Below are 12,927 nucleotides of genomic sequence, written 5' to 3'. Positions count from 1 at the left end.
TTGACCTCATTACACCTGGTCAAACACCTACCTTGCCCAGCACCACCCGTGGCCTGCGCCACCACAGCAGTGCCGCCACACCCAGCACCAGAAAGCCGCCAAACACCGTCATCGCCGCTGCCTTGCCAAAGGCATCTGCCAGTGCGCCGGTAAACACCACCGGCAGGCTGAAGCCGACATAGGCCAGCATGAAAAAACCGGCACTGACACTGGCCTTGCTGGCTTGAGCATGGTTGCCTTCGTCTGCCAGTGCAGCCACGCCGGCCAGCCCGCCGAGGTAGACAAAGCCATAGCAGGCACTGCTGGCCATCAGTGCACCCAACAAGACCAGCAACAACTGCCCGCGCAATGCGCCAAAGGCCAATATGACAAAGGCTGGCAGCAGCGTCAGTAAACCGATAGTCACCGCACGGTGCGGCTGGCAGCGGCGTGCCGCAGGCTGGAACAACAGGCCGCAACTGACAGCCAGCAACGTCGTGGTACCTGACCACTTTGCCATCCCGTACTGTGCCAGCATCGCAGGCAAGACAGAAATAATGATGCCCGTGGTGGCCCAGGCCAGCGCGATCGCCAGGCCAAACCACAGCGCTCCAGGTGGATAGGCAGGCAGCCTCAGCATGCGCACGGCAGGTGACGATAAGGGTTTGCCCGCCTCAGACATGCGTCCCGATACCTGCCACAACAGCAAGCCTGCCAGCAGCACCAGGCTCATGTGGATGATATAACTGGGCGGCACCAGCGTGCCGGGTGCCGCCGTAAAATACAGCGTCAGCGTCGTCACAAATGGCCCGAGCCCAAAGCCCAGCGAGGTGCTGGCCGCTACCCAACTGGCTGCGTGGCTGGCTTGCGCACCTGCGGGCTTGCCCGGCAGAGGCTGGCTCATCCCTATCTGGCTCATGTAGGCCAGCGCGGTTGCCGACATCAGCGCCGTCCCCACACCCAGCAGCAAACGCGCCACGGCCAGCGTGCTGATATGCGGCGACATCGCCATCAGGCCCGTCGCCGTGCCGGACAGCAGCAATGCCATGATAATCACCGGTCTGTACCCGATACGGTCAGGTAAACCAGCCAGCGCCAGCAGCACCGGCAAGATACCCGCCACGTAGAAAGAAAACGCCACCGTCGTCGCCGCCAGGCCGCGACCATCCAACGCCGCAATGGCAGGGTAGAGCGGCACATGCAGGTTCACGCCCATGGTGATGATGGTCAGGGCGAAGGCGAGGATGGCGGCTTGGGAGCGAGGGGGCATGAGGTATTGGTTTGGTTTTATTTAGTTTCAGAAAGCGCGAGCTTGGGTCGGGTTCGTAGGTTGGGCCGGGCCCCGCTGGGCTACGGTTTACCAGCCCAACACTGGGCTTATAAATCACGTATCGTTCATCGAGGGCCGAGTGTTGGGCTGATGAACCGTAGCCCAACCTACGAACCGTAACCCAGCGGCGCCCGGCCCAACCCACCAACCCATATTACCTCCCACAACGGGTACACTAACAGGTACACTTGCCCTATAAACTTCACAACCGTACCCCTGTTTTCACGACACACTTACCACCATGACACCACCCACACCTCAGCGCCCTGAACCCCTGGTCGTGCAGATAGAAAAAGACATGCGCCTGCGCATTGCGCGGGGTGAACTGGGTGCGGCAGGCCGCCTGCCGTCGATACGCCAGCTGGCAGATGAACTGGGTGTCAGCCGCAATACCGTCATCGAAGTCTATGAACGCCTGCGTGCCGTGGGCCTTATCCGCGCGCGGCAGGGCTCGGGCTATTATGCGCAGGATGCGGCGAGAGGTGGACAAGGTGGCCAGGGTGGATCCTCCAACCCCCACAATGCCGAAGACGTGACCGACAAGCTCTGGCACCTGTTTGGCGAATCGCCAGACACCATCAAGCTGGGCTGTGGCTGGTTGCCCGCCAACTGGCGCGAGCCGGATGAAACCGCTGCCGCCATCCGCCACGTTACCCGGCGCGACGCGCAGGCCCTGTCTGATTACAGCACCCCGCTGGGCAGCCCCACATTGCGCGAATTGTTACAGCAACGGCTCGATGGCCTGGGCATCAGCGCCGCACCATCGCAAATCATGCTGACCACCGGTGCCAGCCATGCGCTGGACCTGCTGATACGCTACCTGCTCAAACCCGGTGACACCGTGCTGGTGGAGTCGCCCGGTTATTACAACCTGTTCGGCCTGCTGAAGCTGCAAGGCATACACATGGTAGAAATCAGGCGCACCGCGCAAGGGCCTGATCTCGATGTACTTGAACGTGCGCTGGCAAAGCACCGCCCCAAGGCTTTTTTCATCAACAGCGTATTCCAGAACCCCACTGGCACCAGCCTGTCACCTGCCACTGCCCACCGTATTCTGCAAATGGCAGAACGCCATGATTTCAGCATCATCGAAGACGACATCTATGCCGACATGCAAAGCGATGCCAGCCTGCGCCTGGCCACACTGGACCAGTTCAACCGGGTGATTTATGTCGGCAGTTTTTCCAAGACGCTGTCGTGTTCGCTGCGCGTGGGCTATATCGTCGCCACACCCGCCCTCATCCGCAACCTCGTCAATGTCAAGATGCTGACCAGCATCACCGCATCGCGCTTTGCAGAAGAAGTGGTTGCCACCATGCTGGAAAACGGCAGCTACCGCAAACTGGCAGAACGCCTCGCCAGACGCCTGGAAGGCCAGCAGATCGCCGTGCAAAAACTCATGCACAAGGCTGGCTGGGACATCTTCGGCAAGCCCGTTGGCGGCATGTTTGTCTGGGCGCGCCGCCCGGGCGTGGAAGATTCTGCCACCCTGGTTGACGCTGCCGCCAGACGCGGCATCAGCATGTCGGCAGGCAGCATCTTCATCGCCAGCATGCCCACCTGCCCGTGGGTGCGCATCAATGTGAGCTATGCCAGCGAAGCCGGGGCGCTGGCTTACCTGGCGCGGCCATGAGGCTTTTTTAGCCCTTAATTCGCCCCATACAACAACCCCAGTTCCAGGCTATTCGACCCCGGCTTGCCTTGCTTTAATACGGTAGCGGCATCGTCATTCATGAAGTGCGCTTGCAGTATCAGGAAATAGGCGTCGTTGTTGATGCCGTTCAGGTGGCCCTGGTTGCTGCTGTAATAGGGGAAGCGTTCGGGGTAACGTGTCCATTCGGCGGCGCGCTGGTAAGCACGCCCCAGGTTTTTGCCGGCACTGGTTTGATACAGGTCTTTGCCCAGTTGCAGAAAAATTTCTGCGGTGATGGTGGCCGGGTGCAGCGTGTAATGCGTATAGCTGAGGCCGTTGATGCCCTTGTCCGCGCCGTCGCAATAATTGTTGGTATTGCTGCGGCAGATTTCCAGCGGCAGGCTGCCATCATCTGCCACCTGTCTCGTCAGCAAGGTTTGCCAGCGCTGTTCAGCCGCCGCCAGTTGCTGGCTGTTGCCGGTGTAGGCGGCAATGCTGGCATCCATCAGCACGCCCCAGTTGCCGTGGTTATTGGCTTTGTCCGCATGCGATAGCGGCAGCGCCACTTTTTGCAGCATGGCGATGAAGGCACTGTCATCCCAGGGGCTGGCACTGCGCACCCAACTGGCGGCGATCACCAGTTGCGGGATATTGAAATTGAGTTCTGCCGCACCCTGGTCTTTGGACGCCTGCCTGAGCGTCTTGCCCCAGGCATCAGCAATCTGCTGCGTGTGGCGCGCATAGGCCAATTCATGACTGAGCTGGTAGCACAACGCCGCACGATAGGCGACGCCTGCATCGGTATTGAGGTATTTGCCGCTGGGGTCATGGCTGACGCCTTCGGCATTGTAATGCCGTGCCGGGCTGTAATCAGCCACCGCATGGCTGGGCTGCGTCAGTTCTGTATCGCAACGCTTGCGCAAACCAGCCCAGCGCTCAGGCGCCTGCCGCAAGGCCGCGAAGCGCGCTTCGCTGATCATCAGCGGCGGCGCTGCTGCAGCAGTAGTCTGCGCCTTGCAGGGGGCGATGGACAAGGCCAACGCCAGGGTTAGTAGAATGCGGTGGGGTGTGGGTGTCATGGTGGTGATCAGATTGACAGTGAGTGGGTAGTGAGGTGGTCATATCTGGCATGATACCTGTGTCCGCGCGGGACGACAAAAAAAGCCCCTGGTTTTTACACGGGGGCTTTTGTCAGATCAGCTTACTGCCGTATCAATCCACAAATACAATATCTCCCTTGCCTTGCGTTAGGATCTTGATGGCGATGGCTTTGACCAGGTCAGTGCCCATTGCCGCCATCCGCACGCCAGCAAAGCGCTCATTTAAAACAGCTTGAAGGTGATTGCAAAGGGCTTGCAATTGGCTTGCAACTGTCGTAAAAATAGACGCTGAATCAAGCCTGGTTTGAAGTTGTCATCTGTTCGTTTTGAAAGCACTTCACCCTGTCCTGCGGTCGCCAAACAACATGGTGACATTGATACGCCGATTTTCATATCCTGGCTTGAACCTGAAATTATCCGTCTTGTGGAACAGGTCAGAATTGAATAACGCCGCCCGATTTTGCCGGTGTGGTACAACGAAGGTTTTTGCACCAGTCTCTTGCAAAAACGCGGCGATCTTTTCGGCATTATTGTTGTAGTCGTCAAATTCCCAGTTGAGTGGTGCTTCCTTGTCCCAAATGACAAGGCCGCCGCTGTTTGGATCCAAATTGGCCTCATCGGGGGCAAGCCAGAAGTTCACGTTGATTGCAGCAAAATCGGCATGGATGGAAATGCCAGTTCGTTCCGAGTCGTATTTGTATCCCCACATTCCATGAATCGCGTGGTCGCCAAAAATTCTTGGCATTGCCGCCTTTTGTTCTTCTGCAATCTGTAGCAGCAAAGGGCAGACGAATCCATCTTCTATGGTGCAGCCGACATACTCTCCCAGATATTGGTAATCGAACCAAAACGTCGACTCCAAACAGAATCGTCGCAGGCTGGCCAAGGCTTCCGGTTTGAGAAAGTTGTCGATATAGGTCATTCCTGGCGCGTTTGCGAAATAGGCGTCTTCGACTGCTGCCCAATCGATGTCGGGATTGAGCGCGCCACCAGCCAATGCAGGTGCATCCCGATAATGTAAAAAACGATTAAACCATTTCGCGCTTTTGGCAGATAAAGAAGCTGGTAATTCCATCATGACCTTGGCAGAATGTTGCTTCATATAGTGCAATATTTCTTCCAGGGCTGCCTTGGCATCCAGGATATTGCTATCAACCTCGCCCTGACTGATCAAATACGTGAGCTGTTCAATATCATGCAGCAACTTGGATTGCGAAATGCCTTTGTCCTGAGGGTCTGCCTGCGGGGCGTTCGCCTGTACTTTGCGACGACTTACCATCGCATCGTAGAACGGAGAAAGTGCGGCGTCGAGTTGTCCGGTCAGCTTATATAAGTTACCGATGTTGTAGGCGGCTTGCCAATAATCAGGATTCAAAGTTCTTGCTGCCTGATAGGCCTGCATGGCTTCGCTTGTGCGCCCCATGAGTTGCAAGGCGAAACCCAGGGAATTGTACGCTTTGAAGGATCGTTCATCCTTCTGAATGATAAGCCGACACAGTTTTTCGGCTGCCTCATAGTGGGCCGATGCCAATAAGTTTTGTACCTGAGTCTGTTCCTGAGCCTGTTCTTGAGCTTCAAGCTGAGTCTGAAGCTGAGCGCTGGTCTCCGTCGACTCATTCGCGCGTGCTCGCCTTCCGAACAGCGTTTGCATTGTACTTAACAGTTTCATAGTTTTAGACAAGTAGAAAGAGAAAGACAGGCTTCATTTGAATGCCACAAAATGGCAATCATTGAATTATGACATTAGTGCATGCCATAGGCAAAATTGGGGGCCATTCAGTCAGCAGGGCTGCAAAGTGCCTGTTTGCCTGACTTGCATCAATCCACAAACACAATATCTCCCTTGCCCTGCGGCGGGATTTTGATGGCGATGGCTTTGACCGAGCCGTTGCTGACGATGCTGCCGGCATGGGCCACGCCTTTGGGGATGACGATGAGGCTGCCGGGTTTGAAATCCTTGCGTTCATTGCCCAGCCACATGCTGCCACTGCCTTCGATGATGTACTGGATTTCATCTGTCTGCGGGTGGATGTGCTTGGCAACATTGCCTGACTGTATGCCCACGGTGGCGTGGTCGGTCACGACCAGCGTGCGGGCATTGAGGTCAGCATTGGTGGTCTTGGGCAGGTCATCATGCCTGATCGCCAGCAGGTCAATCACCGCCGCCGTCAGGCCCGGTGTGTCGGCACGCGCATCGTTGATGCTGTGCAGCGCCAGCGGCGAAATCAGGGCGCCAGCGCAAAAGGCCAGGCCAAGGGCAATAGTGGGTTTGATGCGCATGATGTCTCCAGTGCTTGTTAGGGGTTGGGGGGGATTGGGGGATTTGGGATGAAGGTGTGTACCAAGTTTGCAATACCGCGTGGCGGCTGACAAGCTATTTTTGTCACGGGCAGGCAAGCTCATTTTTTCAGTTTCGCTTTTGGTCTCATCCTTCTTTTGCCATCGTCGTCTGGATCGGCCACCTCGGCCACCTCAGCCACCTCTATTTCACTTTGATTGCAGGCACCAATGGGCTGTTTGGCAGCATCGATCTTCAGAGCGTAAGCATGCTGCGCAGGCACATCCAATTTCTCGTCCGTATCCGGCCAGACCATTGCCGGGCTGCAGCGCAGACTGCGTGCTCTTTCAACGACAGACAGGAACAAGGCAATGAATAATCTGACCAACAAGGTAGCCATCATCACCGGTGCCAGCTCAGGCATAGGCCGCGCCAGTGCCTTGCTGCTGGCACGCGAAGGCGCAGCGGTCGTGGTGGGTGCGCGCCGCCGCGCTGAACTGGATCTGCTGGTGGCCGAGATCGCCGCCGCAGGCGGGCGCGCCGTGGCCGTGGCAGGCGATGTAAAAGACGAAGCCTTTGCCGCACAGATGGTGCAAGCCGCCATTGCCCATTTTGGCGGACTGGACATCGCCTTCAACAATGCAGGCACGCTGGGTGAAATGGGCCCCACGCCCGGCATATCCGCCGCGGGCTGGCATGACACGCTGGGCATCAACCTCAGCAGCGCCTTCTACGGCGCAAAACACCAGATCCCCGCCCTGCAAAAACGCGGGTCTGGCACGGTCATTTTCACATCCACCTTCGTCGGCTACACCGTCGGCTTTGCCGGCGTCGCCGCCTATGCCGCCAGCAAGGCCGGGCTGATCGGCCTGACGCAATCGCTGGCAAGCGAATTCGGCTCCGAAGGCATACGCGTCAACGCCATCCTCCCCGGCGGCACCGACACCCCCATGGGCAGGCAGATGACCAGCTCACCCGAAACCCTGGCCCACGTGCAAAACCTGCACGCCTTAAAACGCCTGGCCACGCCGGAAGAAATTGCCAGATCAGTGCTCTACCTGGCATCCGATGCCTCATCGTTCATGACCGGTGCCGCCTTGCTGGTGGATGGTGGGATGTCGGTTTATCGAGGGTAGGGGGATCGTCGCAGGTGGTGAGGTCAGTCACAACCTGCGCTACCCAAATAAACAAGTTACGTTCAGCATGGTCAGACAGTTTTAACTGTCCGATGAAACAGACAAGATACGATTATTTGTCTTTTTAATCGGACATATCAGTTTCTGATGCCATTGTCTAAAAACAATAATCCGTCAAAAAACAACGATTTATAGTTGTAAATATAAAATGTCTTATTTATATTTAATTTGGATTGCTTGCCAGCAGATGTAAGGACTAAAATCTTCATACGAGCGGTCTTCTGGTCACTGTAAGCATTGCCATCGACCTTAAGTATTGCCAACGTCTCTCACGGAGGAAGGTATGGCTTTATATAAATACGGACAGTATCTGCTTCAGCGGAATGATGCTGCGTTTGATGCCATACATTCCCCCGGTACAACTGCACCGCATCCCGGTATCTACAGATGCACAAATTGCGGCGACGAGATCGCTATTGCTGGTGGTCACACCTTGCCACCACAAAATCACAGGCAACATGATCCCTATAAAGGAAAAATTGCTTGGCAGTTATTGGTCTTCCCCGTGCAGCAGTAAGGCTTCAAATCGTGTGACACCTAACCAGGAGGCATCATGCCCAATACCAAAACTACCGGAAGCAAAGCAGCAAGTTCTGCATCGCAAACCTTGCAAAGCAAATCAACAGGACACAATTCAAAGACTGCCGCTGCAAGCGCACTTTCTCAAACAGGCGCGCCCGGAAAACAAACATCTGCCGCCGCTGCCAGTGCCGCGTCTAAGGTATTAACTGATGGCAGAACCAGTGCCCAATCCAAGTCAGCGGCTGCCAGTGCGTTGGCGCAGACTAAAAAGAGATAGTTTTTTTGTTGTTTTGGTTGTTGATATTTGGCGAGAGTAATTTTTTCAACGCTAGATTCTCGACTGGTAGCGTCTTTGGTAATTTTTATGAAAATTTAATATGCGCTGGATAGTAACCGATAATATCTACAACGAAACATGGCGGCAGTTGCTTGAGTTCTCAAACGCGGAACTGACAATAGATAAAATAAAACTGAGGCACGGGTCAGGTAAATCGAAATCAGATGAAGCAAATTATTTAAAGCAGGCTACCCAAGCCCGTGTGTGTGTCATGCAGGCGAAAGAGTATTTTGATGCAGCTCGTGCCTCAACTCTTTTTACAAGGCCAAATCATGTTTACTATGGTGCTGTCGCTTTAGCATCCTTAATGATGTTGGTTCTTGGAGATGGAAGAAAATCTCTCGACTACCTTCGCCAAGACAAAAAAAATAATAATCATGGTCTGGATTTTACAACTGGCTGCAATGCGAAGATGGCGTCTTCAGGAACGCATCTGCTTGAAAATACACACGCAGAAATATTGAAATTTGGGCATTTTTCTAATTGGTATGATGTTTTGCCAAGTGTAGGGAAAACGTATGGAATGAAGAGGACAAATGGGAAGCGAAATAGTTCTGTAGAATATTCGCCAGTGGGAACTTTTAATGTTTGTAGTTCTGCCGAACTTCATGGGAAAAAAAAGAAGATAATTGATCTTCTCCGACATATGCCCGATCTAACTATTGATCTTGATCGATTTGGAATAGAAGTATATTGCAGCCGGATTAATCTCGATACGATCGCTGATGGTGACTTTATGGGGCGTTTTAGCTGGAGAATTCATAATTGCAAATCACTCGATGAACGTGATTCGATATTAGATAAATTTCGCATTGCGCCGAAATATGCGAATTCATTTTCTTGGCTTGGAGAAGATGATGCTAAGGTTGGAATCATTGAACTTACCTTAGAGCGCGAGCTAGATTTTCACTTTAGTTGGCCAAGTAGTAGAGATAATTTGAATCACGAAAGCATCGCTTATGCCGATACTCTGTACACATTTGAAATTGTCGATCTTTACATATTGGCCTATCAATTAAGTATGTTGTCTAGATATTTCCCTGACATATGGGTGGGTTGCATTGAGTCTCATTGTCGTGCTGCAAAATTGATTGATCTTGCGGTAGATACAATTGTTAAAAAATTTCCTATTTTGGCTTTATCAATGCTGGCTTCCGATGAAATTATTATTTCTACTCATAGACAGCCTTGGTTGATGTGACTCGCAGTTTGGCTTGTGAATATTCGTGAATCGAAGGCCTAGTGTTGGGCTGGTGAAGCGTAGCCCAACCTACGTACTGTTCCAGCCTGCGGTGGTGATGTGGCTGCACCTGACATCAAAGTCGTAAGGGAAACTGCGGCAGATTTCTACCGGCTTGGCCGGGACGAGGCAACTACCATCGAGAAAGAAGTCACCGAGGTAGTCAGGGAATGGCGCGAACGGGGCAGGCGCCAGAGTATGCCCTCTATTGAGAACCAGCAAATGGCCAATGTCTTCAATACATTTGACCGGTGAGTGAAACGCATGCTGCCAGCGCGAACGGTGTTCTGGTGAGGCATGCAGCGTTGAATGTAAAGAAAGCACAGCAGTTGGCTTAAGTGCCGTAACATTTCCATAAAGCGCGGCAGACATCGTTAGCTTACTTCTCCTCGCTACAGTATTTGGCGATTCAATGTCGCATATGCATATCGAAGGCCCAGTGTTGGGCTGGTGAAGCGTAGGCTAGCGAGGCCCAGCCTACGTTGCTGGAATTAATGGATGGCACTGATGCGATCTCGCTAAGTTGAAACAAAGTTTATTACACGCGATTTCCTGATATTGTTTCAAGAAAAGATAATCTAAGTGGCGAAAATCTCCTTATTGTTTGGGTAATGACTATATGAAAATTTTAAATTCCCGCGCGGATAGTGAAATTTCTGCTGCACCTGTACTTGGTGAGGCTTTCAACTCAAGAATTTATGACTTTACAGTAAAAGGTTTTAACAAGTATTACCTTGGTGAGATAGGTGTCTGGATCCAAAATGAGTATGAAAATAAAACCACTGGAAGTGCTTCGCCACCTTGCGAAAAAGTGCTAGATGAAGCATTCAATAATACTGAAAATGCAGCACCAGATCTCTCGTGTTTTGACGAAGGTACGTTTGTTTGGACAAAACATGGATTAGTTGAAATCCAGTTTTTAGAGCCAGGGCTCGAGGTTTTATCACGCGATGAAAAAACTGGAGAAATAGCATATCGTAAAATTCTAAAGTTTTTTGAGCATTTCGATAAACGCATTTGTGACTTGGTAATCCAGAATCAGAATGAAGAAGTAGAATTCATTTATGCTACAGAAGAGCATCCATTTTGGGTCGAGGGAATAGGCTGGGCAACAGTTAGTGCACTCCAGTTAGGGCAAAGGCTTAAATTGGCTACAGGTGCATCTGCCACTATCATTGATTTGAAAAAAACTGAAAGAAAAACGACCGTCTATAACTTGGAAGTTGAAGAATTTCACACTTATTTTGTCGGCTTGTTTGGTGCATTGGTGCACAACGCAAAGGGATCTACTGAGTTGGTAAAATTTTTAGCCAGAGGCCCTAACAGCACTGTTATTGCAAATGACTTTTCCTGATCCAAAGAGCTATGAGTATATATTTAAGAATTCATTTCAAAAACAGGTGAAAAAGAGCTTGACGATGCTAAAGCGAAGCGTGGCTTCCACAAGCTCTTCTAAGACGCTCGAAAACATGCAGCATCAAATCGAAGCAAAACGGCGACATCGAAGGATCACGAGATAAATGTAAATCGCTGTGATGTGCACTTGTGATCCGGCTACACTTCGATGCGCCACTACTACTATCTGACACTAAGACCTCGGATACCCCGCAAAAAACTCGCTGGCTATTTTCCAGTTGCCGTCTACCTTGATCAACTGAATGATCTTCCATCCCTTGCCCTGGTAGTCTTCGCCTTGTCCGGCGGTTTCATAGTCGAGTGAGACTTGGGCGAGGTTGCCTACTTGCTGGATATCGATGGCAGAAAACCGTTGCTTGTATTGTTGACTGTCGCCAAAAATGGCGGCCTTGAAACCCTGGTAGTTCTGAATGCTTTGCAGTGTCATTTTCGCTGCACCGCCTTTCTTTTGCGATACGCCGGAAAACGGGATGTGCAGATCGAGCAACTGCGATTCAAAAAGTGCGCTGTCGCCGTTGGTCACGCTGGTGGTGTAGTTTGTCAGCAAGGTATTGATTTGCTTTTCATCGTCGGCATTTGGGGCATTGTGCGTTTCAGCATGGGCAGTGCTTAGCGTGGCGACAAGGATGATGGCAGCCAAAGCGGGGAATAAAAGAGGTAGTTTCATTTGTCAGAGTAAGTCGTGGCAGGGGGTGAAAGAAATCTTAGCCTGCCCTGTTCTCTTTGCATAACGAATAGTTGTAATGTGAAACATTAGGGTTGCTAATGGTTTGGCCTGTGCGCAGGTGTGCAGCATGCTGCATGAACCTGCGCTTTAGTCTTGCCAGCCCATCTGCGTATTCTCATAAAAGTAGCCATTTGCATGTGTCGAATTGATGTAGCCTATCAATTCAACAATGGATAAGTTGTCCAGAGCGTGATTGGAGTGGCAGACCAACAAGCTATCGCTGTAGGCATTCGATAACGCTTATTGGCTGATTAGTTAGATCGGCAGAACTCCAGTTGAAAAAATTCTGTCGGTGTTCAGTCAACAAAGGGCACTGCGATAGAAGACAAATCGCTGTGCTTGAGCCTCTATGCCACGTACAGCAATACCGCGCCAAAATGGCACATGCTTCCGCCAAGTACGAACAGGTGCCAAACCCCGTGTCCGTGACGCCATTTGTGATCTGTGGCATAAAACGCGATGCCGCCGGTGTAGAGCGCACCGCCTGCTGCCAGCCACCGGAAGCCGTCCATCGTGAGCGCATTGATGAGCGGCTTAGCAGCGATCACGCCAACCCAGCCCATCACCACATAGATCAGCAACGACATTAGCCGTGCTCCTTTGGCGTACCACAATTCTTGCAGGACACCAATAACGGCAAGCCCCCACACCACGCCGAACAGCGTCCATCCCCACGTCCCCCTTAGGCTGACCAGTGTGAATGGCGTATAGGTACCAGCAATTAGCAAGTAGATTGCGCAATGGTCGAGCCGACGCAATACGTCTTTGGCTGGCCCTTGGGTGCTGTGATACAGGGCAGATGTAAAATACAGGGCAACTAGCGTGGCTGCGTAGATGCTGAAACTAACAATCTTCCAATAGTCGCCACTGCGAACTGCTATCGTGATTAGCGATACGCCACCCACTGCCGCCAGCACGGCACCCACCGCGTGGGTAATGCTGTTGAAGCGCTCTCCATAATACATGCGTATCTCCCTACAAATTTCCTGCTATGAATACTCTGGCCCAGCAATTATATTTTTGCGCAGCCGCGTTGCGCACTTCCTGGCGAAGACTGCCACCCGGTTACGCGACCTATCAAATCCCAGTGCTTTCCGATCGAAGTGGCGCCATTGTAATGGATCAATACTTTTGCTGAGCACTTGTATGTGTGCATCCATGTTGTTTTC

Annotated in this window: 14 protein-coding genes; 6 read left to right on the top strand and 8 right to left on the bottom strand. The window is 52.4% G+C overall.

The features are described from left to right. Window positions 1–19 precede the first annotated feature (19 nt). The gene (locus ACO0LH_RS02230) at window positions 20–1,249 is read right to left on the bottom strand and encodes an MFS transporter (protein ID WP_422939414.1); all 1,230 of its coding nucleotides are present in this window, start codon (window positions 1,247–1,249) and stop codon (window positions 20–22) included. Between the two features lie 301 nt (window positions 1,250–1,550). Between ACO0LH_RS02230 and ACO0LH_RS02225 the strand changes: the two genes are divergently transcribed. Beyond that, the gene (locus ACO0LH_RS02225) at window positions 1,551–2,942 is read left to right on the top strand and encodes a PLP-dependent aminotransferase family protein (RefSeq protein WP_422939413.1); all 1,392 of its coding nucleotides are present in this window, start codon (window positions 1,551–1,553) and stop codon (window positions 2,940–2,942) included. Window positions 2,943–2,956: 14 nt separating this feature from the next. Here the strand turns inward: ACO0LH_RS02225 and ACO0LH_RS02220 are convergent, their stop codons facing one another. From ACO0LH_RS02220 to ACO0LH_RS02205, 4 genes are all read right to left on the bottom strand, one after another. Then, complete coding sequence (locus ACO0LH_RS02220; RefSeq protein WP_422939412.1) at window positions 2,957–4,021, bottom strand: alginate lyase family protein; 1,065 nt, start codon at window positions 4,019–4,021, stop codon at window positions 2,957–2,959. 358 nt (window positions 4,022–4,379) lie between these two features. Then, window positions 4,380–5,711, bottom strand: coding sequence for a hypothetical protein (locus ACO0LH_RS02215; protein ID WP_422939411.1), 1,332 nt, complete (start codon window positions 5,709–5,711; stop codon window positions 4,380–4,382). A gap of 149 nt (window positions 5,712–5,860) precedes the next feature. Continuing rightward, entirely contained in the window at window positions 5,861–6,322 is a 462-nt protein-coding gene (locus tag ACO0LH_RS02210; RefSeq protein WP_422939410.1) for a cupin domain-containing protein, read from the bottom strand. Window positions 6,323–6,441: 119 nt separating this feature from the next. Next, entirely contained in the window at window positions 6,442–6,636 is a 195-nt protein-coding gene (locus ACO0LH_RS02205) for a hypothetical protein (protein ID WP_422939409.1), read from the bottom strand. Between the two features lie 55 nt (window positions 6,637–6,691). On the opposite strand from ACO0LH_RS02205, the gene ACO0LH_RS02200 reads away from it, so the two are divergent. The 4 genes from ACO0LH_RS02200 (at window position 6,692) to ACO0LH_RS02185 (ending at window position 9,576) form a co-directional block, all read left to right on the top strand. Beyond that, window positions 6,692–7,456: an SDR family oxidoreductase gene (locus ACO0LH_RS02200; RefSeq protein WP_422939408.1), complete on the top strand. Its 765-nt coding sequence runs from the start codon at window positions 6,692–6,694 to the stop codon at window positions 7,454–7,456. 343 nt (window positions 7,457–7,799) lie between these two features. Further along, on the top strand, window positions 7,800–8,033 hold the full coding sequence (locus ACO0LH_RS02195) for a hypothetical protein (protein ID WP_422939407.1): 234 nt from the start codon (window positions 7,800–7,802) through the stop codon (window positions 8,031–8,033). A 36-nt stretch (window positions 8,034–8,069) separates the two neighbouring features. After that, window positions 8,070–8,315 (top strand): hypothetical protein, encoded by a 246-nt coding sequence (locus ACO0LH_RS02190; protein ID WP_422939406.1) that lies wholly within the window; start codon window positions 8,070–8,072, stop codon window positions 8,313–8,315. Between the two features lie 100 nt (window positions 8,316–8,415). Next, a complete protein-coding gene (locus tag ACO0LH_RS02185; protein WP_422939405.1) occupies window positions 8,416–9,576 on the top strand; it encodes a YaaC family protein in 1,161 nt (386 codons plus the stop codon). Between the two features lie 69 nt (window positions 9,577–9,645). Here ACO0LH_RS02185 and ACO0LH_RS02180 read toward each other — a convergent pair whose 3' ends face one another. Further along, window positions 9,646–9,987 carry a hypothetical protein gene (locus ACO0LH_RS02180; RefSeq protein ID WP_422939404.1) on the bottom strand — a complete coding sequence of 114 codons (342 nt, stop codon included), beginning with the start codon at window positions 9,985–9,987 and terminating at the stop codon, window positions 9,646–9,648. 247 nt (window positions 9,988–10,234) lie between these two features. On the opposite strand from ACO0LH_RS02180, the gene ACO0LH_RS02175 reads away from it, so the two are divergent. Then, a complete protein-coding gene (locus ACO0LH_RS02175) occupies window positions 10,235–10,969 on the top strand; it encodes a polymorphic toxin-type HINT domain-containing protein (RefSeq protein ID WP_422939403.1) in 735 nt (244 codons plus the stop codon). 234 nt (window positions 10,970–11,203) lie between these two features. Here the strand turns inward: ACO0LH_RS02175 and ACO0LH_RS02170 are convergent, their stop codons facing one another. Together ACO0LH_RS02170 and trhA are read right to left on the bottom strand one after the other, a co-directional pair. Further along, complete coding sequence (locus tag ACO0LH_RS02170; RefSeq protein WP_422939402.1) at window positions 11,204–11,698, bottom strand: hypothetical protein; 495 nt, start codon at window positions 11,696–11,698, stop codon at window positions 11,204–11,206. A 407-nt stretch (window positions 11,699–12,105) separates the two neighbouring features. Next, on the bottom strand, window positions 12,106–12,723 hold the full coding sequence (trhA, locus tag ACO0LH_RS02165; RefSeq protein WP_422939401.1) for a PAQR family membrane homeostasis protein TrhA: 618 nt from the start codon (window positions 12,721–12,723) through the stop codon (window positions 12,106–12,108). Window positions 12,724–12,927: the final 204 nt, after the last annotated feature.

Source organism: Undibacterium sp. TJN19, from assembly GCF_049339485.1.
In the GTDB taxonomy this organism is placed as follows: domain Bacteria; phylum Pseudomonadota; class Gammaproteobacteria; order Burkholderiales; family Burkholderiaceae_D; genus Undibacterium.
This window is presented reverse-complemented; position numbering and strand designations above follow the sequence as displayed.